The organism is Marinomonas sp. BSi20584, from assembly GCF_002792415.1.
Lineage (GTDB): Bacteria > Pseudomonadota > Gammaproteobacteria > Pseudomonadales > Marinomonadaceae > Marinomonas > Marinomonas polaris.
In genome coordinates, this window is sequence record NZ_KZ454878.1 from 80321 (window position 1) to 104608 (window position 24288).

A 24288-nucleotide genomic window follows, 5' to 3' on the forward strand; every position below is an offset into this window, starting at 1 on the left:
AATGTGGCCAGAAAGTGCTGAATCGCCCGCGCCACTGCGTACTGGTTTAACCACTGGTACTTGCGCGACAGCCTGTTGCGTCGCCGCGGCACAAGCACTTTTTGCCCAAAAACAAGATTCAAACGTGAGTGTCACCTTACCCAAAGGCAAAGTGGTCCACCTACCGATTATCGAATACCAAGAAATAGACAACGGCATCAAAACCGCCACTATCAAAGACGCTGGGGACGACCCAGACGCGACTCATGGCGCGACGTTATTTGTTGAACTGAGATTGTCATCCGAGCAAGGCGTGCGTTTTCATGCGGCACAAGGTGTTGGCACTGTGACGCGAACCGGTTTGTTGCTTGATGTTGGCGAACCAGCAATCAACCCAGTGCCGCGTAAAATGATGACGGAGCATTTAGAAGGCTTTGCGCAGACCTACCAATATCTTGGTGGTTTCGATGTCTCTGTCGGCGTCATCAATGGCGAACAAATTGCACAAAAAACCATGAATCCGCGTTTGGGGATTTTGGGTGGTATATCGATTTTGGGTACCACTGGCATTGTGCGGCCTTTTTCTTGTGCTGCTTACATCGCATCTATTCATCAAGGTATCGATGTTGCTCGGGCGAATGGCTTGACCCACGTTGCCGCTACCACAGGCAACGCCAGTGAAGACGCGATAAAAAGCCATTATCAGCTTGATGATATGGCCTTGATCGAAATGGGTGACTTTGTTGGCGCTGTGTTAAAACACATAAAAAAAGTGGAATCCACCGCACCAGCTCAACTGACTAAATTAAGTATTTGCGGTGGCTTTGGTAAGATCAGCAAGTTAGCTCAGCATCACATGGATTTAAACAGCCGCGTGTCTGGTATCGACTTGGGGGCGTTGGCGCAACTGGCTGCAAGTTTAGGCGCAGATGCTGAGTTACAAGAGTGCATGACAAACGCCAACACCAGCGTGGAAGCCTTGTCGTTCGCCATGTCGGAAGGCTTGCCACTTGCTGATGCCATCTGTCAGCAAGCATTAGACTTTGCACGAAAATACATTCCAGCTCACATAGAATTAGAAGTCTGGGCGATTGACCGCAAAGGCCAATTTGTTGGCAAAGCGTTGGATTCAACTATGACAAAAAGGCACGAGCCATGAACATTTTATTATTAGGCGGTACTGCCGATGCACGTCACTTGGCTGACGCATTACACAAAGAGGGTTTAAGCATCATTTACAGCTTGGCGGGGTTGGTTCGCGTGCCCAAGGTTGATTGCCAATTGGTGGTAGGCGGATTTACCCAATTTGGTGGTTTGGTTCAGTATTTAAAAGATAACAAAATTGGCGCGATTTTGGATGTGACTCATCCTTATGCGCAAACCATGAGCAGCAAAGCTGTTATTGCAGCCAAAGACGTTGGCATTCCGTGCTGGCGTTTTCATCGTCCCGCTTGGCAACAAGAAGAGGACGACAACTGGCAGGATTACCAAGATGAAGCCGATTTGCTTGCTCAGCTTGATGGTTTTCGAGTGCCGTTATTAAGCGCAGGGCAAATGAGCGAAGCTTTGCTCAAACGTATTATGCAATTGCCGAGTATTGAACGCATTGTTTGGCGAACCGCGGTTGAACCCGAGTTTTCTCTGCCTGACAACATCGATTGGATAAAAGCCATTGGGCCATTTGCCTTAGAAGACGAGCGTCAATTATTAGTGGATCATGGCATCGATGTAATTGTTAGTAAAAATAGTGGTGGCTCGGCGACGTATTCAAAACTCGAAGCCGCGCGCGAATTATCGATTCCTGTTTTATTGCATGCCCGGCCAATCTTACCCGACGCCGAGCGTGAATTTAGTGACACAGAAGAATGCTTGCAAGCCTGTTTAGCAGCTTGGGGCAACGCTTCTATCCATATTAAGCATCAACAAAAAGACAGCCAACAGTGACTTCTTCAGACGACTATAAATACGAAAACAACCCTCAAGCCATTGAGAACGACAGCTTTCGCCAAATCCGTGAATTAACTGATTTGTCTAGCTTGAGTCAAGATCAGCAGCAAGTCGTTATGCGTGTGGTACACAGCCTTGGCTTGCCAGATGTGGCCGAGCAAGTGCGATTTAGTGCGAATGCAACCCAAGCGGGACGTGAAGCACTGGCGAATAACTGCGCGATTTTGTGCGACGTGGAAATGGTCAAGCAAGGCGTGACCAAACGCATGATAGCGCGAGAGCCCTTGTGCTTTTTGAATGATCCTCGCACGGCGGAATTGGCAAAAAGCAAAGGAGAAACCCGTTCTATGGCGGCGCTGAGTTTATGGCAAGAAGCACTGGCTGGCAGCGTGGTTTTAATCGGTAATGCGCCAACCGCCTTGTTTCGTTTATTGGAAATGATAGAACAAGGTGCCCCTAAACCCGCTTTGATTATTGGTATGCCGGTGGGCTTTGTCGGCGCGGCGGAATCGAAAGAGGCGCTGTGGGAAGCCCATGAGAAACTGGGTATTGAATGCATCACCTTGCTAGGGCGAATGGGGGGCAGCGCCGTGACATCGGCCAGCTGTAATGCTTTGTTGCGCTGTAATATTGGCGAGTATTATTAATGCATTCCATGAGCCTTGGTATCCGTTTTTTATTTTCGTTAATCCACCTAGCTTAATGTAATGGCATTGAATGGAAGTAGGTTTATGAAACACACACAAATGCCAATCCATGTTATCGGTCTGGGTGTTAATCAAGTGGCGCATTTGGATGAGGCGGCGCAAGCGGTTTTGGCGAGCTTGTCGGCGCATGATGTTGTGTTAGGTGCTCCGCGTCAGCATGACACCATCACACACTGTGCTCATCTGGCTCGTCGTGAAGATCTGCCCAAACTCAGCATGTTGAAAGAAGCCTTTGCCAATTGGCAATCCGAAGGGGCGAAGCAGGTGGTGGTGTTAGCTTCTGGCGATCCGCTGTATTACGGCATTGGCGCTTGGTTGATGCGTACTTTTTCGCTTGAAAATCTACGCTTTTATCCGAATGTTTCCAGTATTCAAGCGGCCTGTCATCGTCTTGGTCTGTCCTTGCAAGAGGTGCAAGCGGTGAGTTTGCACGGTCGTCCATTGGCTTCGTTACGTCGTTATTTGCAGTCGAATAAGACCTTGGTGTTGCTGACGGACCAATTCAGTCAACCCCAACACATTGCGCAAGAATGTGTGCAAGCAGGCCTTGATCAAAGTGAGATCACAGTGTGTGAGGCCTTGGGGTATGAACAAGAAAAAGTCCGTACTTTTAGTGCCAAGTCTTTATTAGATACAGAAATAGAATGGGATCCGCTTAATGTGGTTGTGTTGAAAATCAGCCAGCAACCTTCACGTTATCCAAGCTCTGTTGGTATTCCTGACACGTCTTTCGTTACCGACAAAGGCGATGGCAAAGGCATGATTACCAAGCGAGAAGTGCGTTTGGCGATTTTGTCTTACATGAACATCGAGCAAGGCGACATAGTTTGGGACATTGGTGCGGGTTGCGGTGGCGTGAGTGTGGAAATGGCGTATTGGCATCCGCGTAGTCAGATTATTGCCATTGAACATCATCCAGATAGATTAGCCTGTTTAACAGCTAACCAAGACCGTTTTGGCGTCATGCAGAATCTATCTATTGTCGCGGGCCGCGCGCCAGATGTGCTGGTGGATTTACTTGCAGGCAATTTGCTTGCTGGTAACAACGAACAACACGGCAAGCCTAATAAAGTTTTTATTGGTGGTAGTGATGGCGAATTAAATGCCTTGATGACGCAGGTTTGGGATCTATTGCCTGCTGGCGGCAGTTTAATGGTAAGCGCCGTTACTGAAGAAACAAAATACCAAGCGATGCAATTCGCGCAACAGCGTGATGACGCGCAAGACGCAGACGAACAAAGCTTACAAGTATCGATTGCCAAAGGCGAGCGATTAGCAGGGCAGCGGTTATTTCGACCCAATCTGCCTGTTACACTCCATCACTTTAAAAAGCATTCTGCAGAACACATGATCAAGATAGACAATAAGACAATTTATAAGGAAAGCGTACAATGAGTGCCTCGGAAACATCTCAAAAAACAGGCCGATTCATTGGTGTGGGCGTAGGTCCCGGTGATCCAGAATTGATCACCTTAAAAGCGTTACGTTTGATTCAGCGTGCTAGTGTGGTGAGTTACCTTGCCAACGACGAAGATGGTTCCCAAGCAAAAACCATCGCCAGCGAAGCCTTTGCTGGCGTGACTCATGCGCAGAACGAAATTGCTATTGTGATGCCGATGTCGACGGATCGTTCATTGGCAAATGAAGCCTACGACAATGGTGCAAAAGCCATTTCCGACGAATTATCACAAGGCAAAGACGTGGTTTTCTTGTGTGAAGGCGACCCGTTGTTTTTTGGTTCTTTCGCTTATTTATTAGAGCGTCTAGAAAGCGATTTCCAATGCCAAGTTGTGCCCGGTGTGTCGTCAATCAATGCTGCATCGTCTGCCTTGAATCATCCGTTAACCGTATTGAAAGAATCCTTCGCTGTGGTGAGTGGTCGTCATACTGCACAGCAAATAGATATGGCACTAGAGCAACATGATAGCGTGGTAATAATGAAAGCTGGGCGTGCGCGTCCGCGTATTCTCATGGCGCTGCGTAAAACTAATCGTATGCAAGACGCGAAATACCTTGAATACATTGGTCGTGAAAACGAACGCATTGTGCGCGATGTGTCGACCTTGGAAGACAAAGCTGGGCCGTATTTCTCCTTGTTCGTGGTGACCAAAAGTGAGCGAGGCACTCGGTGATACGCTTTATCGCGTTAACGCCAGCAGGCGAAAGTCTGGCTAAAAAGCTATTGTCTAAAGGTCAGCTGAATCATTGGCCCGATGCGATAGTCGACTACAAGCCAAAACCCTTTGCCGAGTTCGTGCAAATGGCGTTTAAAAACGGTGATTGGCTGGTGTTCATCTGCGCCACTGGCATCGTTATGCGAACCCTCGCACCAGTGATTCAAGACAAGTATCAAGACCCGCCAGTCTTGGTATTGGACGAAGAAGGTAAGTTCGTCATTCCGCTGTTATCGGGTCATGAAGGTGGTGCGAACGAGTGGGGCGCACAAGTGGCAAAATCCCTTGGTGCACAGCTGGTGATGACCACGGCGAAACCTTACCTGAATCCTATTTACTCCTTGGGAATGGGCTGTGAACGCAACTGTCCACTGGAATTCCTCGAAAGCCTCATGCTCGACGCCCTAGCGCAAAAAGGCTTAACCCCAAACGATATACACTCTCTAAACAGTATCGACATCAAGGCCGACGAGACCAACCTCATCGCCCTCGCGGCAAAATACCACTGGGATTTCAACACCTACAGTGCACAAGAACTCTCCCCAATGGAATCTCTTCTAAGTACTAAATCCGATTACATATTCAACACCGTCGGCGTTTACGGCGTCGCGGAATCCGCCGCGCTTTTAGCTATTCAAAATAAAACTGGCACAGAACCAGAACTTATATTGAATAAAATCAAAAACGCCAAAGCGACATGTGCGGTGGCGAGAGGGTTTCATTAGAAATAGTTTAAACGCTAGTGTTCATGAGTCTCTAATAAGTACACTTGAAGGTTTGTTTTTCCATATTTGAAAGTTATTTATTAGCATTTTTACGGTTTGGTTGCGGCTTCATAGTTAATTTTTATTTCAAATCTGGTATTGTTCACCCTTGATTAGTTTTTGAATCATTATCAGCTTTAGAAGATTCTGATTTCATATAGATTAAGGCTTAGTTTAGAAAAAGCTTTGATAGTGTCTACAAGTTTTTATTTTTAGGTAAAGTAATATGTTGAATAAGTTGAAATTAGTAACTCGATATTTAAGGGATGAATCTAGAAGGTTAAAAATACTTTATTTCACAGTGCTTTTTTCTAGAAAAAGAAAGAAAAATAAAAGTAATATAGATCTATCTTCTGTTAAAAAAGTAGCATTACTCCGCTATGATGGAAAGTTAGGTGATGCCATCATGATGTGTAGTCTTATTGATATAATAGAAAAAAATAGCCCTGATATTGAACTGACATTATTCTCTTCCAGTACTTTAGTTAATGAATGGGTTAAAAAGATAAGTGAAAAAGTTAAGATAATAGAGTGTGAACATAAAAAAAAGTTATCGCCAGAATTCTTTAATAAATTTTCAAATTACTTTGATGTAGCCGTTGAGTTAAAACATAGTCTTGACCTTAAAGATATAAAGATACTACGCAGCCTTAATCCAAAAATTAATATTGGATATGCTAAGAGTTCTATGTTTGATATAGTAATACCTGAAGGGTTTAAGAGCAGTAAAGATCGACAAATTAAAGCTGCATCAATTATCTTAGGTAAAGATGTAGTTTCTACAAGGATTCCACCTCCTAAAATAGATAAAGACTTTGATTTTATAAAATTCGAAAGAAAGACTATTGCTTTCAATTTATTTGGTGCAAATAAATATAGATCATTTTCATTTGATTCTGCTGTGAAGCTTATTAATAACTGGTTGGCTGAATGGCCTGATGAAAAAATAATATTAATACCCGTTCCTGGGAAAATGGAGTTTTTAGCTAAATTGGAATCGATATTTTCTAATAAAAATGTTTTTCTTCCGAAGCAGGACCCAAGCTTGGATCTTAGTCTTTTTATTCTTTCGAAATGTGACCTCTGCTTTACACCAGACACGTCCGTTGTTCATATGGCATCTGCATTAAATACGCCAACCTTAGCCATATATCATGACAATATTGCAAATTATGAAGGCTGGAAACCGTTGTCAGATAACAGTAGAACTGTATTTTATAAAGAGATGGCGAATGAAGTTGATAGGGGGTACGTATCTGACTTCGATTGGCATCAATTAGTGTTGGCAAAAAATGATATGAAAATCTAATCTAATTCCATATTTAAGATCGTTGAAGAGTCTTACTACTATTACTCATAGTTTTTCTTAGCTTTGGTGACTTTCTCTAGGTAATTTTGAGATTCCGTTCTCGGGTGGTCGTATCTTAGTTTCTTATACACATTGCTGGTGGATGTTTGGTTTATTTTGTTCATTGCGCGTGTTCGGTCAGTATCAAATGTTTTTAATACATTACCAGTACCACCGTTGTAAGCAGAAATCATTGAGTATTCTTGGCTGACTTTGTTGCTGATTTTTACGAGATAGCGCGTCTGTAAAATATGTAAGTAAGCGCTGCCGATATCAATGTTATTTTCTGGAGAGAAAAGTACTTCTTTGCTTGGCTCGCCAGATTTTTTCTTCACTAGGTTATAAACGTCTCGACCTGCGGTGGCTGGTACCACTTGCATTAAACCATAAGCGTTCGCTGGGCTGACGGCGTAAGGGTTAAAAGAGCTTTCGGTTTCGATAATGCCGTAGATCAGGGCTGGAGATAAGTTGTAGCGTTTAGCAGCGGCGATTACATATTGGCTGTATTTTTCTTGGCGTAGGTGTTCGTGCTGAGCAACAAGATTGAATTCAACTGCATAGACTGTTTTGCCGTTCGAGTTGGATTTTTTTAGTTTATTAGTTACAAGATAATCTGAGTAACGTTGTGCACGCCAACGATATTGCACTAGCTTGCCATCATGGTCCATAACTTGTGGATACAAAAAGGGGACACCTTCTGTATCTGGTACGTCGCTAGAGAAAATATCGGTTTTGGTTGGATCGGCAGTTGTGAGTAGTGTGGTTGTTACGGCTTGTTTTAAGGTGTCGAGAGGCGAATTCGTGGTTAGCGTTTCGACACGCACTGTGCCTTTTTCAAAGTCTACAATGGTTCTTGCTTGGTAGTCGTTGGTGTATTTTACGTACTTTTTCTTCTCGGGCAGTTCGCTATTACCTTTGCCCCATTTTTTATTAACTTGTTGGTCAAGCTCTGCATATAGTGCTTTAATCGCTTTAATATCTGCTCTTACTAAGTCTCTAGTGACTTTTGCTTGTTTGGCGATGGCTTTTACATCGTCAAGATCATCTGCTTCTTTTATCTGTTTTGATAACAGCTTTACCGAATCTGCTGAGTCGAAAGATAACGGAATGGATTCGCAGCCACTTAATGTTAGTAATAAAATACCAATTGATACAAGGGAAGATTGGCGCACGATACTATGAAACATTCAGTTGTTACTCATATAAATAAACGATATTGAAGAACGACAGTCTTGCCGCTAAAGCATTTTAGCCTAAAAAGCTAGAGTCAAAATTATATCAGAATCATCTCTCTGGGTGGAAAACTAGTAAATACTAGATTTATTATATGATACGAATAAAAAAGCGAACCCCGAAGGCTTAATGCTATTCACTTATGGGTTAAATTTAATAGGATAGTCTCATAAAGTTCGATTAAGCTTTCTTGATCAAGTTTTTATGTTTATTCAATAGTCACTTCTCTACCTTGATGAGCTTCATTCATTCTCATATCACTCGACTTTCACCTAGAATATTTCTTTTGAATAGGTTGAGTTTGGACTAAATTTTTCTTCAAAAGTTAGTATCAGATGGTGGTGTTTACATGAAGGTCAAGCTCTTTGGCTAGTATTAGGTACAGCTTTTTTCGGGATGAAGCAATCAAAGATGTGGCTGGGTATTCGGCTTTCATCGTGTTGAGTTCTACTTGGGTGACGGTTCTATATCGTAAAATCACTCACCGTGAAGAGTAGGCAAGAGACCAAGCGAAAGTAGAGCCTTCTTAATATTTTACAGATTCAGGAACTGTATCAATTGATATTGTTCCTGAATCTTTATGGCTTACTTTTTCCCTTTCCCCCTGTTCGATCTATTCTTGTAAGCAGTTGACAGAGCCGCAGGCTTGATCACAGGCAGCATGCACTTGTTCGAATCGTTGGTAGTCGTTGCAAGAGTACGCTTTAGCAAAGTCTATCATCGCGGTGCGGCACTGTTGAGTTTTGTAGCGTAGGGGGATGTCGTTGCTTACGCCTGAAGGGCAGCTGACTCGATAGGTTTCTGTTTGGAAATTGGCTGCCGGTTTGAGTGAGGTTGAGGTGTTATTTTGTGCGGCGGTATTCGCTTGAGTCTGCTGGCGTTGTTGTGCTTGCTGAAGGCCGCCAGCACGTCCGTCAGTCATTATATCGGCAATACCACCACCGACAATGTCCACCACTGAGCTTGAGTCAACGCCAGTATTGCTGGCAGCTGCGCCGACAGCGGTCAGTCCGGTGATGGCAATCACTTTACCAAAGATATTGCCTGAATCGTTTTGTTCTTGTTGTTTTGCTTGAGCGTTTTGTTGTTCTATTTGACGACGGCGTTGGTTGTCTAAATCGACGATTTGCTGTTGGGTGCGTTCCATTAACCCCGTAACTTGTAATGGTGTTTGTGCCTTGCTAGTGAGTGCTTGAGGATTGGCGCCGTTTGCAATCAGAAAGTTGACTAACTCTGGGTTGCCGTAGGTTTGGTTGAGGTGAATATGGTAGGTGTGTAAAGGGGTCCAGCCAGTGATAGGGTTATCATTTCGTATACTATAACTGAAGGTTGCGGTGCTGTTGACATTCGCGCCTGCATCAATGAGCACTTTCGCCATTTCAATGGCACGTTTTCGGCTGCTGTCATCTGGTGTGTAGGTTGGTAAAAAGTAGAGAGGCGTAGCGTCCAATAAATAGCTGTAAAATGGTGCTCCTCCGGATAGGTCGTAATAACGGCGATTCGCAGGTGTGCTATAGCGGCTATTAGGATCGATCCCTTGCGCCAATAACCATAACATCATTTGTGGCTTTCCTTGGCTGGCAAGTGAAATAATTAGGGGAGGGATGTCAGCGTTCAAGTCAGCCTGCAAATTCCCACCCATAGCCAATAAATGCTCAGCCAGTTTAGGACTTTCACCGTAGATTGTGGCCACTTTTAAAGCGATGTTCAGTGTTGTTGGATTGTAATCTGCGCCAGCGGCCATCAAGCGTTCAAACGATGTCATGTCACGCACCAACATGGTGGGGGTGAGTTGAGCCCGATTATCAATCGCTGATCCTATAGGGGGCAATGGCATTACAGCGTAAGCAGCAAATAAGGGTGATGGTTTGGTGAAGTCGTTTTGTGGATAGCTGACAAACAGACGATTCGATATTGGTTGGTTAGGTTGAAATCCTTTTGATAGCGCAGCGTCTAGTAAGGCGGGTCGTTGATCCCAGAGACCAATGATACCACCTAAGGTGATTTGCTCTGAGTTGCTTGTGGTATTGATGAGCTTTACGGCTTGAGCGTCTGTGGCGTCTTTAAACGGCTCACCCAGTTGATAGAGAGCGACGTACTGGCGAGTTTGGGCATCCAGTCCTGACATAGAGCAGCCAGATATGGATAGCAAAACAAATAGCAGCATTACCGTACTATTTATAAGACTATAGACCATATGGAGCCCCTCAGTTTTTAAACAAAATCATAAACCAGAGAGGCTATAAATTCCAGTTAACGGTTGGCTTGAGCGAAAGGGTATTGGCTTCCAATATGCCCTTTCGATTGGTTGAGGCTATTTAGCTGCGTTGGCTTTACGTGCTTGATGCAGTTTTTTGTAGCTTTCAATGAGGCGTAAATGCGGTTCGATGCCTTCAAGCTGCATACTGGTTTTAGTGAGGCCATAAAAACGTACATCGCCTGAGACAGAACCGACAACGTTTTCAATAACGTCTTTGCCAAACATACGGCTGAAGTTATGGATAAAGTCGTCAAGCTCTAATTCTTCGTCTAGCGTTACTTCTAGTACACAGTTCATGGCTTGATAGAATAGACCGCGTTTGGCTGTGTTGTCGTTGAACTGTAGGAATTCACCGACTAGTTCTAACGCCTCTTCGTGAGCACCAAGGGCCAAATAGATTAGGATTTTCAGTTCCATGATGGTCAGCTGACCCCAGACGGTATTTTCATCAAATACGATACCAATCAAAGTAGGAATGTCTGTGTAGTTATCTAGCTGGCTGTCTTCTAAACGATTCACTAGGTTGGTCAGTTGCTTATCGCTCAAAGAATGTAGGTTCAAGATATCTTCACGATAATCCAAAGCCTTGTTTGTGTTGTCCCACACCAAGTCTTCCACTGGATACACTTCGGAATAATCTGGTACCAAAATACGACAAGCCGATGCACCTAAATCAGTTAATTCAGCCACATACACTTCTTTGCCTAACTCTTCCAAGATGCCGAACATAGCGTTGGCTTCTTCTTCATTGGTGCCAGAAAAATCCCACTCGCAGAAATCATAATCGTGCTTATCGCTGAAGAAGCGCCAAGAAATGACACCGGTTGAGTCAATAAAATGTTCAACGAAGTTTTCTGGCTCTGTGACCGCCATGCTATTAAACGTAGGTTTTGGTACATCGTTCAAACCTTCAAAGCTACGACCTTGCATCAGCTCGGTTAAGCTACGTTCTAACGCCACTTCAAGACTTGGATGCGCACCAAAAGAAGCAAACACACCGCCAGTTTTCGGATTCATTAGAGTGACGTTCATCACTGGGAATTGACCGCCAAGAGAGGCGTCTTTCACTACGATAGGAAAACCTTGTTCTTCTAATACCTTGATGCCAGCAAGGATGCTTGGGTATTTCTCCAACACTTCCATTGGCACATCTGGCAAGACAATTTCGTCTTCGATTATTTGGCGTTTAACGGCGCGTTCTAGAATTTCCGACAAACATTGCACTTGTGCTTCTTGTTGATTATTGCCTGCGCTCATGCCGTTGCTTAGGAACAAGTTTTCGATGAGGTTTGACGGGAAGTAAACCGTTTCGCCATCGGATTTGCGTGTATAAGGAATCGTACAAATGCCGCGGGCTTTATTACCTGAGTTGGTGTCGATCAAGTGCGAGCCAAACAACTCATTATCTGGGTTATAAATCTCTAGGCAGTAATCATCCAAGATGCCTTCTGGTAAGGAATCGTCCTCTGTTAATGCAAACCATTTTTCATTGGGGTAATGCACGAACTCGCTGTTGGCGATTTCAGTGCCAAAGAATTGGTCATTGTAAAAAAAGTTGTTGTTTAAGCGCTCGATAAACTCACCAAGAGCAGAACACAGTGCGCTTTCCTTGGATGCACCTTTGCCGTTGGTAAAACACATAGGCGACGCCGCGTCACGAATATGCAAAGACCAAACGTTAGGCACTATGTTGCGCCATGAGGAAATCTCAATCTTCATGCCAAGATCAGCTAGCATGGCTGTCATGTTGGCAATGGTTTGCTCTAGTGGTAAGTCTTTACCAAGAATCACTGTGCTCGTCGCGCCATCAGGTTGGCCCATCAACATGGCGTTAGCGTCTGCGTCTAGGTTTTCAACGGTTTCAATTTTGAATTCTGGGCCAGTTTGTACCACTTTCTTTACGGTGCAACGATCAATAGAACGCAAGATGCCTTCGCGATCTTTGTCCGAAATGTCGTCTGGTAATTCGACTTGAATTTGAAAAATCTGGTTGTAGCGATCTTCTGGATCGACAATGTTGTTCTGCGACAAACGGATGTTGTCCGTTGAGATATCACGAGCCTTGCAGTAGACCTTCACAAAATACGCCGCACACAAAGCCGAAGACGCTAGAAAGTAATCAAATGGACTTGGTGCAGAACCATCGCCTTTGTAGCGGATCGGTTGATCGGTGATAACGGTAAAATCGTCAAACTTGGCTTCAAGTCTTAGATTGTCGAGAAAATTAACTTTGATTTCCATTGAATAGGGTTTCCACTTTAGATGCGAGTTGCTCTACCAAAACCTTTCATCGGCTGGGGTGAGTCATTAGCGGGAATTATCGGTGATAGAGGGGGGCAGAGTAAAATCAAATCGGTTTTTTAAAGGACTAAATCTCAAAAGATAGAGAATTTGTTATGCATTGTTGGCTTTGTCGCAGACTCTTTTCTTGTTCCGATAGGGGGAGACGGGTAAATTGAGTCTCTATTTTCTTGATGTCTTCGTTTTTAAAAGTATCGTTTTATGCATTTAATTCTTTCGTTGTTGCAGCAGATGAGTGTGTATCTTGTCTTGGCTTACATGTTGAGTAAGACTCCGATTTTTCTACCTTTGCTGAATGTTTCCTCGCAGCGATCTCATAAATTTAGTTGTTACGTCTTATTTTCATTGTTCTGCATTATGGGGACATACTTTGGGCTAGCTATTAATGATGCTATTGCTAATACACGTGCGATTGGAGCTGTGATCGGTGGCTTACTTGGTGGCCCTGTTGTTGGTTTTGCTGTTGGCTTAACGGGTGGTATGCACCGTTACAGTTTGGGCGGTTTTACCGATGTTGCTTGTGCAATTTCTACCACCGCAGAGGGGGTAATTGGTGGCTTAATGCATCTGTATTTTGTGCGAAAAGATAAATCTGATCAGTTATTTAACCCTTTGGTTGTTCTCGCGGTGACTTTTGTGGCGGAAGTTAGTCAGATGCTTATTATTGTTGCCGTTGCTAAACCGTTTGATCAAGCCTATGCGTTAGTGTCTGAGATCGCTATGCCAATGATAATTGCCAACTGCATTGGTGCCGCGTTGTTTGTTAGTATTCTTCAAGATAAGAAAACTATTTTTGAGCGCTATTCTGCGGTTTTTTCACAACGGGCTTTAACGATTGCGGAACGTAGCGTTGGGTTATGGAGTTCTGGCTTTGATGCGAGCAGTGCTGAAAAAATTGCACGTATTATTTATGAAGAAACCAATGTTGGTGCGGTAGCGGTAACAGATAACGAAAAAACGTTGGCGTTTATCGGCATTGGAGAAGACCACCATAAGCCCAATACTCCCATTTCTTCTAAATATACCTTACAAGCCATGGAAGAGAATCGGGTAGTGTATTTAGGTGGTAGTGAGTCGCCATATCGATGTTCTATTTCAGACAGCTGTAAACTTGGTTCGGTTCTTGTTATTCCCTTGCGGGCTGGTAAAAAAGTTGTCGGTACCATTAAGCTCTATGAACCAAAGCGCAAGCTGTTGTCCAATATTAATCGCTCTATGGGAGAGGGCATCGGGCAATTATTATCGAGCCAAATTTTATATGGTGACTTTCAGCAGCAGCAAACACTGTTAACTCAAGCAGAAATCAAGTTGTTGCAAGCGCAAGTCAATCCTCACTTTTTATTTAATGCGCTGAATACCATTAGTGCGGTTATTCGTCGAGACCCTAATAAGGCGCGGGAACTCATTCAGCATCTTTCGCATTTCTTTAGGAGCAATCTTAAACAAAATATCGAGACAGTAATGTTTAAAGATGAGCTTGCCCATGTGAATGCATATCTGACAATTGAGAAAGCGCGTTTCACCGATCGACTTGAGGTAGAAATTGATATTCATGATGAATTACTGAATAGAATGTTGCCTAGTTTTACACTGCAACCTCTTGTTGAAAATGCAATCAAACATGGCATTAGCACCCTATTAGAAGGCGGACGAATTCGAATATATAGTCAACGAAATGCATTAGGTTATGACATATTTGTTGAGGACAATGCCGGGCGATTTGTACCAATACCTGCTGATGATACCGGCTTAGGTATGGATATTGTGGCTAAGCGTCTTACGCATTATTTTGGTGATGCGGCGGAATTGAAAACAGAGTGTGATGAAGGGCAATGGACAAGAATGCGTTTTCTAATTCCAGTCATCGAGTAGATATCGGATATAACCAATAACAGTCGAGAAAATATAGTTATGTTAACGGCAATCGTAATAGATGATGAGCTTTTTGCACGAGAAGAGCTGACCGAATTACTTCAGGAATCGGGAGAAGTAGAGGTTATTGCTCAAGCTAGTAATGCTATCGAAGGGCTTAAGCTTATTAATACTCTAAAGCCGGAAGTCGTCTTTTTGGACATTCAAATGCCGCAGCTTAGTGGTATTGAGCTTATCGGTATGCTTGACCCTGAAACCATGCCTCATGTGGTTTTTGTTACGGCCTTTGACCAATACGCTGTTCAGGCGTTTGAAGATAATGCGTTTGACTACTTGCTTAAACCAGTGGATCCCAAGCGCCTTCATAAAAGCCTTAATAGGCTGTTAAAAGTTAGGCATAATCTAGAAGCCCCCCATACTCAGGCACAAATTGATGCTCTAATGCCAACGCAGCTTCAGCAAGTGCCTTGTATTGGACATAATCGAATCATGATTATTCCTCTACACGATATCGAAATGGCTTACAGTGATCTTTCTGGTGTTCATGTTAAAACGGCGCAACAGACGGCAAGCAGCCAGCTTACCTTGAAAACATTAGAAGAAAAGACCGAATTACTGCGTTGTCACCGCCAATATCTTATCAATGCCAAGGCGATAAAAGAGATTCAATTGCTCGATAATGGGCTTGCTGAAGTGGTTACTCTCAGTGGAAGTATCGCGCCAGTTAGCCGTCGTTATTTGAAGCTATTGAAGCAAATGCTTGGTATCTACTAGAGGCGTGACCATAACCATTTACTCATCGTGAATACCGTTCAATTCTCCCTATGACCTCTTAACTTGATATTTTGCCACTGAGTGAAAGCTCAGATGCTTGTTTTTGGAAGTGCATTTATCTTCGTGACCACACTTATAAAAACAATCATTGAATGGGAAAATAATAATATGATGATGTTTCTTTTCTGTGTAGCTGCGCTTATTGCGGGTTACTTCATTTACGGTACTTTTGTCGAGAAAGTATTCGGTATCAAAGAAAATCGTACTACGCCTGCTTTTTCTAAGCGTGACGGTGTGGATTACGTGCCAATGTCTAAGAAAAAAATCTACTTAGTACAGCTATTGAACATTGCTGGTGTAGGACCAATTTTTGGCCCTATCATGGGGGCTTTATATGGTCCTGCAGCAATGCTCTGGATTGTTTTAGGTTGTATCTTTGCCGGCGCTGTTCATGATTATTTCTCAGGAATGCTTTCTATTCGTAATGGTGGTGCTTCTGTCCCATCTATTACTGGTCGTTATTTGGGGAAAGGTGCAAAACATTTTATGAATGTGTTTGCAATTGTGCTGTTACTGCTTGTTGGTGTGGTATTTGTATCCGCTCCAGCCAGCATGATTACTAATTTAGTGAATGAACAAACAAGCACTACGGTTTCTATGGGAGCTATGGTCGCGATCATTTTCGCTTATTATATTTTAGCCACGATTGTACCGATCGATAAAATTATAGGCCGTTTTTATCCTTTCTTTGGTGCGCTATTGATTTTCATGTCTGTTGGTTTGATCGGGGCGATTGGGCTCTCTTCTGGACATTCTATTTTAGCGGATTATCAGTTTAGCGATATGTTCACTAACATGAATCCAAACAATTTACCTCTTTGGCCTGCGTTGTTTATTACTATTGCTTGCGGTGCTGTGTCTGGTTTTCATGCCACTCAATCACCATTAATGGCACGCTGTTTAGAGAATGAAAGAAACGGACGCTTCGTCTTCTTTGGTGCCATGATAGGTGAAGGTGTGATTGCTTTAATTTGGTGTGCGATTGCCTTGTCATTTTTTGGTTCTATGGGATCTTTGGGTGACGCTGTTGCTGACGGCGGTCCTGGCAATGTGGTGTACACATCGTCCTTTGGTTTACTTGGGACTTTTGGCGGTATCATTGCTTTCTTAGGCGTAGTTATTTTGCCAATCACTTCTGGTGATACAGCATTTCGTTCTAGTCGTTTGATTTTGGCTGAATACTTCAATATGGAACAAAAAACACTGAAAAGTCGTTTGTTGATGGCTATGCCTTTATTCATAGTTGGTGGCGTGTTGACTCAAGTCGATTTTGCAGTGATTTGGCGTTATTTCGGTTTTGCTAATCAAATGACTGCTGTGATGATGTTGTGGACGGCTTCTGCATACTTATTACGTTTCAATAAATTGCATTGGATTTCGACTATTCCTGCGATGTTTATGACGGCGGTATGTACAACATTTATCCTGAATAACAGTACATTAGGCTTTGGTTTGCCAATGCAACTATCAACTATCATTGGCATCGTTGTGATGTTATTAGTGACTGGTTATGTGATCAAAATCTCGAAAGGGAAAGGTGACCCCGAGTTAGACCAGATTGAAGAAGACAAGTTAAACATCAAGCCAACAAAAGCAAAAATAGTGTAGAAAACACTTTTTCTATTCAGATAAAAAAAGGTTAATTGGGGAAACTCAATTAGCCTTTTTTTATGCCTGCATTTTTTCATCGTCGACACAATACGGATACAAGTCTGAATAAGATAGAAGAATTGAGCTGTATTGATCATAAAATAGTTTCTAGTGTTGTTCTTTTCTACATGAGTGGCTTTCCATTTTTTATTCATGGCTATTGAGGCACAGCTAGGTAGAGACTAACTGTCAGTGTTTTGTCATAAGATCTTAAGAAATATTTACCTTAAGTTATTTTTTAGTAATGTTTAATTATTTTTTAGAAGCAGTTAATCCTTTTTGTGAGATTTTGTTTATCAGGTGTTTACTTCTGTAATAAAAAGTAAATTTTTTGTAAGTCGTTAGATTTAATAGGAATTTTATTGTTTTTAGATGGTGAAGTTTATTTTTAAAATCGCAAATTAGATTGAGTGTTTACTTAAAATGTATGCGTCTTCAAAGCGGATAAACGAATGAATGCAACCTTGATAAGCAAATAGAAACTAACTAAACGGTTTTTTTTATCTAGGATCTTGGTTGTGTTAGCGAGATAACCCAAGGAAAAAGAAAAGATGATAAAACGAGTTGGGTACTTATTATTTGCTTGTACGTTTGACGCTTTTTGTAGCAGTGACGTTAACTTGACTTTGGTCGGTTATATTCCTTCGAAGTGTGAATTCACCGCATTAAATAATAATCTAACAATATCATCTAAAGGTTACGCTAGTACCGAATTGGTGATTGATTGTAATTCACCTATGCGAGTATCAATGCAGTCCGAAAATGGTGGCTTAAGTTACCAGCATAGTACTCAAATAAATAGCTATAACGTTACTTGGTCTATTGAAAATTTGGGAAAAAGTGAAACTTATTCTTCTCATCTTCTTAAAACGACACAGTATATAAACGTTGGAGATATTTTATTTAAAAGCATGGCAAAGTTACAACTTGAACTGGTTGAGCCATTAACTTATGCGGGAGATTATCAGGATGTAATTCGCATAGAAATGACTCCATCTGCTGTTTCTGGTGGAGTTTGGTAGACATTAATTTTTAAATCTAATCCACATTATTGAAGGAATATTACAATGAAAAAGTTAATCGTATTATCAGCAATTGCAACTTTGTCATCTGGCGCAGTGTTAGCAGGCAATCTTGATGTGGGCGGTTCAGTCCCTTCAGTTTGTGAAGTAGCTACCTCAGCTACGTCAGTGCATTTCTCTCAACTAACACAAGGTGCGACGTTTCAGCTTCCAATTACTAGTTTGAAATGCAATGACTACGATGGAGCAACGGTTACTCTCACATCGTCTGAAGGTCATATGCAAACTGTCGATGGCCAAGATGGTACTGGTGTTGGTTACACTGCGCAGTTTAAAGCAGGTCCATATGACTTCACTTTGAATGCAACTACTGGTGTGAATGATTTGAAAGAATCACAAAGTAAAAATGGCTCAGCAGCTTTGGCGGCAGGTTATAACTCAGGTAACATTTTTATGACTGTTACCCAGACTCCAACCTTCGCTGGTAATTATACAGATCAACTAATGTTATCAATCACAGCTAACTAAGAAAAAACAAAAAAAGGCAGTATATTACTGCCTTTTTTTAATTAGGAAAAAGATTATGCGATATATTATATTTTTTCTTTTTATTTTTAGTTCTCTTCCTATATTCGCTTTTCAGGTACAGCCTATGGTATCTGAAATACAACCTACAGGAAGTCAGTCTCAGCAAACTATACGTGTTTTGAATAATTCAGATAAATCTTTAACAGTAGAGATATTTGCACTAGATTTATTAGTGAATAAAAATGGAAAAGAAGAACTTCGTCCAAATGATGATGATTTTTTGATTATACCTTTGACAACTATTATTCCACCAGGAAAGACTCAGTCTGTAATTATAAGGTACATAGGGGAGCCAGTTTTATCAGAGTCTAAGTCTTATCGAATTGCGATCAACCAAGTTACCGTTGACCTTGGTGAAATAGATGGATCAGGTATAGGTATGGCGCTTAGCTTTAAAACATTACTTAATGTTGTCCCAAATAATGCCAAATCTAATTTAGTAATAAAAAATAAAGAGCAAGTAGATAAAGAAACATGGAGTGTATTCTTAGAAAATAAAGGTAATAAATTTATTCGTCTTTCTCAGGCGAAATGGATAGTTAAAAATAAAGGTCAAGTTTATAAGTTGGAGGGGCAAGATTTAAGTCGAGCATTAGATGGGAAGTTTTTGTTACCAAATTCTAGTCGTAAGGTATTTATAAAAATTCCTTCGAAATTTAATGCGAAAAAAAGTGATCTGGAAGTGATCTTATAATGTGTAATTTTATAAAGGTTTTTCTATTTATATCTTTATCCATGATATCACCCATTTATGCTATAGAAGTTGCTCCAATGGTAATTACATTTTCACCATTTGAAACATCACAAATTCCTTCTAGCACAATATACAACGATCTTTCTAGAGATGTGGCATTTGAAATTCAAGTTTATGAAGTTAGATTTGACCCTTTAGGTCTATCAGAGCCGAGTCTCATACCTTTGGAAGATTCTCCTTTATGGGTTTTTCCTCCGCTATTATATTTGAAATCAGGTAAAAATCAGCGGATTCAATTTCGTTGGTTGGGCGAGGCTGTGCCGAAAACTGATAAAACATATCAAGTCAGTTTGATCGAGCAGTCGGTGAAAAATGAACCAGAAGAAAAGCAATCAAAGCTAACTGTTTTACTCAATATTAATCTCATTGTGCATATTGATCAATTACAGATGCTTCCAAACCTGAATATTGAAAATATTACTTTAGATCAGGACTCTATAGTAGCAAAAGTCGTTAATAATGGTGATGGAGCCTCTCGGTTAAGTGATTATGATATGTCAATATTTTATAATGGAGTGAAAAGAGAGATGTATTATAAAGATCAATTAAAATCACAAGGGTATGATGTTTTTTTTCCTCCTTTAAGCTCAGCTTTTATTAGGGTTCCTCTTGATTTTTTTGTTGCTAATTCAAATTCAAAAAAATTGCATATAGAGTTATTTAAATAAAATGCGACATTTGATTTTTGTGTGTTTTTTAGTACTTATTACGTTGCCAGCGCACTCAAAAATCAATCCAACAAAACGTAATATTGAATTAAGTGTGGAGGCTGAGATGAATAAAAATGCGATCGGAAAATTAACACTAACTGTCACGCCAGAAGATAGTCTACTACTACATTGGAATGAGGTTGAAGCAATTTTTGAACGTTTTTTGTATTCTGAAAGTCTCGTAGAAATCTCTAAAAATGTTCAGAATCAATTGATTTCTACAAAAGAACTTGAAATCTATGGATTAGCCTTTGTTTTTGATTTGAGTGATTTTAGTCTAGAAATTTCTGTTCCGTCTAACTTAATAAAACCACAATTTTTAAGTCTTAAGTTAAATGCAAGACCACTTGATCCGTTACATGAATCTAATTTTAGTGGCTATATGAATGTGTATTCAAGCTATTTTTATCAAGATGGCTTCTCTTCTACTGGAAATAATGAACAGTCAGCCATTCGTACCGAAATGGTTGTGAATATCAAAAAATGGGTTTTAGAAAATGAAGCTGAATATGATTCTGAAAAAAGTGAAAATGGTCCAATTTTTAAAAGACTAGGTACTCGCTTAGTCCATGATATTCCTGACAGTGGGCTGAGAGTAACACTAGGGGATAAAAATACAACAGGTAGCTATTTTCAATCCTCATCGAGCATTTTTGGTGTCGCCTTATCTCATAATTATTCTCTTGTTTCAGATGATGTTGTTCGTCCAAGTGCTTCAAGGAGTTTTACTTTAGATAATCCATCATCAGTTGAGGTTATTTTAGATGATCAAGTAATACAACGGTTGAATTTAGATTCTGGAATATACCTTCTAGATGATATTCCAATTAAGGAAGGTAATAACAATATTATTTTAAGAATTACGGATAATGTAGGCAAGGTTAGTATCATTAACTTTGATGTGACCACAGGACTAAATTTATTTGCTGAGGATGATTTGAAATATGAACTTTTTTTTGGCGTCCCTTCAGAAGTAAGCGAAGAAAAAAAATATAACTATGACGATCCTCTTATAAGTGGCTATCTTGATTATGGAATCACGACTGCATGGACCGCTGGTATGAATGCTCAAGCTGATGAATACGTACAACAAGTTGGATTTAAAAATATTGTAGCGACAAAGATTGGTCAGTTTGCATTTGAAAATTCGTGGAGTATTAGTGATGAGCTAAATGGTAGTACTTATCGAATTGTATTTAACACTTTTACCGATCCCAGCATTGAGCATAGAAGTTTTAGTGTGGGTTATGAACATTCTAGTCAGGATTATTTGTCATTAGGTTATAGGCCTGACCAAAACAACGATTTTCACCGGCGAGAACATATTTTTCAAGCAAATTATAGTTATTTTAATACCCCTAATTTTCAAACTTATTTATTTGTTAATGCTTCTACAACATATGGAGAAGAAGGTGTTGATAAAACGATAGGTGCTAGCTTTTCCCACGATTTTGATAATGGTCAATGGCGATATAATTTTGGCGGACAATGGGAGGAAAATAGTGGCAAAGAGGGTTGGCGGGCAAAACTCTCTTTATTATATAAATTCTCAAATACTCAAAGTGCAAGACTTTCTCAACAATCTGGCGGAAAAAAAACACGTCTAGAATTCACGCAAGACAGTAATCGTCGTTATGTGGATTCATTCAATTACCGAGTTGGAGCGGAAAAAAATGATCAAGATGAAGCCGAATTTGATCTGTATGCACAATATAATGCGAATCGTTTTTTAACTAGTGTTGATCACACTAGTTCCTATCAGGAACTTAATTCGCAATCAGCCGACTATCAAACTCGCTTTAGTTTTTCTTCTAGCATTGCTTTTGCCGGAGGCGATTGGGCGGTAGGCAAACCTATATATGATAGCTTTGCTTTAGTTAAAGCCCACTCAAGCCTAGAAGGTAAAAAAATTACTTTAGGAAAATACGATAATCAGTATCGAGCAAGTAATGAAGATTTTTCCACCATATTGCTAAATGATATTAATTCATATAGCCGTTCAACAGTAAGTGTTGATGTGAATGATTTAGCTCCAGGGTACGATATTGGATCTGGTGTTATTTCTTTTTATCCATCCTACCGAAGTGGACATCAAGCCGTAATAGGTACGGAAGCGAATATTTCTGTTATTGCAACGTTGCTTGATGAGCAAGATGTACCATTAGCGTTACAAGTTGGAACAGCTGTTTGTACTACAGATAGTAAAAAAACAGAGATAGATTTTTTTACCAATAAAAAAGGAAAATTTGCATTGACTGGTCTTATGCCCTGTCAGTATGAAATCACCTTAAATAACGATAGACAGTCTAAATTTTTTATCAATGTTAAAGAAAATGAGCAGTTACAAAGGAAAGGGGTAATTCATGTGCATTAATAAGATAAGACTCATTTTTAGCTTTATAATTTTTCTTATGTTACCTCAATATGTTATTGCTCAATGTGATGCAAAGATTGGAGAAATAAGACATATATATGATGACTTTGAAAGTTATTACTCATCAAAACCGAGTCCGGCAAGAAAAGAATTGCGCATAAATTTAGTTAATGATAATAACTGTAATGCTTATATGATACTAACAACAGAAAATCAATATCAATTAAAAGGACAATTTCAGTCTATTAATTACCATATTAAAAATAATAGTCAGAGCTTAATTTTTCCATCAAGAGCTCGCTTTATATTTATTGATTCTGTAGCAGATATTAATTTGTTTATTCCTGTTGGTACAATAGTTAAAGCTGGAGTATACACAGATAATTTAATTATAAAATTGTTTGATGAGAATGATGCTTTACTAGATGAAAAATATTTTGAAATTCAGGAAGATATAATTGCCCGTGCGAGTATGTCAATTCTTGGCTATAATTCACATAGCAGTAATGTCTATTTGGGAGAATTAATACCAAGAAAAGAATATAGCATGTTGCCTAGTTTTAAGGTTATAACGAATACGGATGTTAAATTGACAGTTCTTTCGGAGAATAGAGGTGAGTTAAGGCACAATGTTTATAAAACTAGATATACTGTTGGCTATCTTATTAATTTAGATGGGGAATGGGTGGATTTGAAACAAAATTATAGCAGGGTTTTTTCTTATAACAAAAGAAATGATTTCTTTATAAGTTTGAAAATGCAGTTAGATGACTTCAAAAATCAAGCTGCAGGTGAATATACAGATATTCTTAGATTTCAGATAAGTCCTCTTAACTATTGATTTTATTAAAATTCGATTTACACCAAAGCCTAGCTTGCTGCTTATTTTTAACTTCAATTTTTTGATAGATTTTATGTAAATGAACACGCACGGTTGCTTCACTTATAAATAGGCTATCAGCAATGGCGGTATATTCTAAACCAGAGTATAATAATTTTAATACTTTTATTTCTTTTCTAGTTAAATTATTTGTTCGTAATGTGGTGTGTTGCTCTTCTTCAAGCATTTGTCGAGTCCAGCAATCAGTTATTGGTCTTGGAAACCACAATTCACCTTGTTCGATTGCTTTAAAACCTTGTTCGAAAAGAGTTTTATCTGCATATTCAAAAAATATACCTTTCAAGTTTGGCCATGATTTTAAATCAGAAAAATCTGCATTCTTAGGTACATCAAAAATAACAAGCCCCTGCTGTCCATTTTTCTGCATGAACTGACTTAAAAGTTCATGGTTGGTAATTACATTTAATGTTTTATAATTCACAAGTAATAAATTGTAATCGACAGCTTCATAGAGTAGAGGACTTTGCTTTTTATGATCTAAGTAGTTGATTTTTTTATTGATTTCTATTTCAACATCCATAATCTCTACCTTTATGGTATTTTAAATACTTATTTAATATATTCTTAATCTTTTAATATTTCAATAATTAATTTAATTAATATTTCCTCATTTTAAATTAATGATAGCTATTAAATTTATAATTTTTATTGATTTCAATTTTTAGCAATAAGATGGTTTTATTTAAGATTTATATTTTTGATGTAAATTTAAAAATGAAACGTTGTTTTGTAATTTTATTTATCTTATTTTTCTATAAGTATTATCAGTTTTTTGGTTTGTAGTTCTCATTTATATGTTATGGATTTTTTCTTTTCCTTATATTTTTACTTCGCATATCTAGATTTATATCAATTTTTTTTGAAATTTAA

Annotated in this window: 21 protein-coding genes; 17 read left to right on the plus strand and 4 right to left on the minus strand. The window is 40.0% G+C overall.

Going from position 1 to position 24288, the window contains the following annotated elements; all coding sequences use genetic code 11:
* Nucleotide 1 precedes the first annotated feature (1 nt).
* The 7 genes from TY87_RS11025 (at nt 2) to TY87_RS11055 (ending at nt 6880) form a co-directional block, all read left to right on the plus strand.
* The gene (locus TY87_RS11025; protein ID WP_100187114.1) at nt 2-1138 is read left to right on the plus strand and encodes a cobalt-precorrin-5B (C(1))-methyltransferase; all 1137 of its coding nucleotides are present in this window, start codon (nt 2-4) and stop codon (nt 1136-1138) included.
* Nucleotides 1135-1923 carry a precorrin-6A/cobalt-precorrin-6A reductase gene (locus TY87_RS11030; protein ID WP_100187115.1) on the plus strand — a complete coding sequence of 263 codons (789 nt, stop codon included), beginning with the start codon at nt 1135-1137 and terminating at the stop codon, nt 1921-1923. The genes TY87_RS11025 and TY87_RS11030 overlap by 4 nt, the downstream gene beginning before the upstream one ends.
* Nucleotides 1920-2573 carry a precorrin-8X methylmutase gene (locus TY87_RS11035; RefSeq protein WP_100187116.1) on the plus strand — a complete coding sequence of 218 codons (654 nt, stop codon included), beginning with the start codon at nt 1920-1922 and terminating at the stop codon, nt 2571-2573. The genes TY87_RS11030 and TY87_RS11035 overlap by 4 nt, the downstream gene beginning before the upstream one ends.
* 84 nt (nt 2574-2657) lie before the next feature.
* Nucleotides 2658-4028 carry a precorrin-6y C5,15-methyltransferase (decarboxylating) subunit CbiE gene (gene cbiE / locus TY87_RS11040; RefSeq protein ID WP_232617112.1) on the plus strand — a complete coding sequence of 457 codons (1371 nt, stop codon included), beginning with the start codon at nt 2658-2660 and terminating at the stop codon, nt 4026-4028.
* The gene (cobI, locus tag TY87_RS11045; RefSeq protein WP_100187118.1) at nt 4025-4765 is read left to right on the plus strand and encodes a precorrin-2 C(20)-methyltransferase; all 741 of its coding nucleotides are present in this window, start codon (nt 4025-4027) and stop codon (nt 4763-4765) included. The genes cbiE and cobI overlap by 4 nt, the downstream gene beginning before the upstream one ends.
* Nucleotides 4762-5532 carry a cobalt-precorrin 5A hydrolase gene (locus TY87_RS11050; protein ID WP_100187119.1) on the plus strand — a complete coding sequence of 257 codons (771 nt, stop codon included), beginning with the start codon at nt 4762-4764 and terminating at the stop codon, nt 5530-5532. Before cobI ends, TY87_RS11050 begins: the two co-directional genes overlap by 4 nt.
* A 265-nt stretch (nt 5533-5797) precedes the next feature.
* Nucleotides 5798-6880, plus strand: a complete 1083-nt coding sequence (locus TY87_RS11055; RefSeq protein WP_100187120.1) for a glycosyltransferase family 9 protein — start codon at nt 5798-5800, stop codon at nt 6878-6880.
* A 41-nt stretch (nt 6881-6921) separates the two neighbouring features.
* On the opposite strand, the gene TY87_RS11060 is transcribed toward TY87_RS11055, so the two are convergent.
* Nucleotides 6922-8106, minus strand: a complete 1185-nt coding sequence (locus TY87_RS11060) for a murein transglycosylase domain-containing protein (RefSeq protein WP_100187121.1) — start codon at nt 8104-8106, stop codon at nt 6922-6924.
* A 411-nt stretch (nt 8107-8517) separates the two neighbouring features.
* Between TY87_RS11060 and TY87_RS22915 the strand changes: the two genes are divergently transcribed.
* Nucleotides 8518-8649, plus strand: a complete 132-nt coding sequence (locus TY87_RS22915) for a hypothetical protein (protein ID WP_269777509.1) — start codon at nt 8518-8520, stop codon at nt 8647-8649.
* A 116-nt stretch (nt 8650-8765) separates the two neighbouring features.
* On the opposite strand, the gene TY87_RS11065 is transcribed toward TY87_RS22915, so the two are convergent.
* Nucleotides 8766-10349 (minus strand): ankyrin repeat domain-containing protein, encoded by a 1584-nt coding sequence (locus TY87_RS11065; protein WP_100187122.1) that lies wholly within the window; start codon nt 10347-10349, stop codon nt 8766-8768.
* Nucleotides 10350-10466: 117 nt separating this feature from the next.
* Nucleotides 10467-12653, minus strand: coding sequence for an OsmC domain/YcaO domain-containing protein (locus TY87_RS11070; RefSeq protein WP_100187123.1), 2187 nt, complete (start codon nt 12651-12653; stop codon nt 10467-10469).
* 261 nt (nt 12654-12914) lie between these two features.
* On the opposite strand from TY87_RS11070, the gene TY87_RS11075 reads away from it, so the two are divergent.
* From TY87_RS11075 to TY87_RS11115, 9 genes are all read left to right on the plus strand, one after another.
* A complete protein-coding gene (locus TY87_RS11075; protein ID WP_100187124.1) occupies nt 12915-14585 on the plus strand; it encodes a sensor histidine kinase in 1671 nt (556 codons plus the stop codon).
* Nucleotides 14586-14624: 39 nt separating this feature from the next.
* A complete protein-coding gene (gene btsR, locus TY87_RS11080) occupies nt 14625-15359 on the plus strand; it encodes a two-component system response regulator BtsR (RefSeq protein ID WP_012071015.1) in 735 nt (244 codons plus the stop codon).
* 168 nt (nt 15360-15527) lie between these two features.
* Nucleotides 15528-17027: a carbon starvation CstA family protein gene (locus tag TY87_RS11085; protein ID WP_100187187.1), complete on the plus strand. Its 1500-nt coding sequence runs from the start codon at nt 15528-15530 to the stop codon at nt 17025-17027.
* A gap of 593 nt (nt 17028-17620) precedes the next feature.
* Nucleotides 17621-18091 (plus strand): hypothetical protein, encoded by a 471-nt coding sequence (locus TY87_RS11090; protein ID WP_012071013.1) that lies wholly within the window; start codon nt 17621-17623, stop codon nt 18089-18091.
* Nucleotides 18092-18136: 45 nt separating this feature from the next.
* Entirely contained in the window at nt 18137-18619 is a 483-nt protein-coding gene (locus tag TY87_RS11095) for a hypothetical protein (protein WP_012071012.1), read from the plus strand.
* A 55-nt stretch (nt 18620-18674) separates the two neighbouring features.
* Nucleotides 18675-19373 carry a fimbrial biogenesis chaperone gene (locus tag TY87_RS11100; RefSeq protein ID WP_100187125.1) on the plus strand — a complete coding sequence of 233 codons (699 nt, stop codon included), beginning with the start codon at nt 18675-18677 and terminating at the stop codon, nt 19371-19373.
* Between the two features lie 77 nt (nt 19374-19450).
* Complete coding sequence (locus TY87_RS11105) at nt 19451-20101, plus strand: fimbrial biogenesis chaperone (RefSeq protein ID WP_100187188.1); 651 nt, start codon at nt 19451-19453, stop codon at nt 20099-20101.
* A 106-nt stretch (nt 20102-20207) separates the two neighbouring features.
* The gene (locus TY87_RS11110; RefSeq protein ID WP_232617113.1) at nt 20208-22517 is read left to right on the plus strand and encodes a fimbria/pilus outer membrane usher protein; all 2310 of its coding nucleotides are present in this window, start codon (nt 20208-20210) and stop codon (nt 22515-22517) included.
* The gene (locus TY87_RS11115; protein WP_100187127.1) at nt 22507-23358 is read left to right on the plus strand and encodes a hypothetical protein; all 852 of its coding nucleotides are present in this window, start codon (nt 22507-22509) and stop codon (nt 23356-23358) included. Before TY87_RS11110 ends, TY87_RS11115 begins: the two co-directional genes overlap by 11 nt.
* Here TY87_RS11115 and TY87_RS11120 read toward each other — a convergent pair.
* Nucleotides 23348-23938: a LuxR C-terminal-related transcriptional regulator gene (locus TY87_RS11120; RefSeq protein ID WP_100187128.1), complete on the minus strand. Its 591-nt coding sequence runs from the start codon at nt 23936-23938 to the stop codon at nt 23348-23350. The genes TY87_RS11115 and TY87_RS11120 overlap by 11 nt on opposite strands.
* Between the last annotated feature and the right edge of the window lie 350 nt (nt 23939-24288).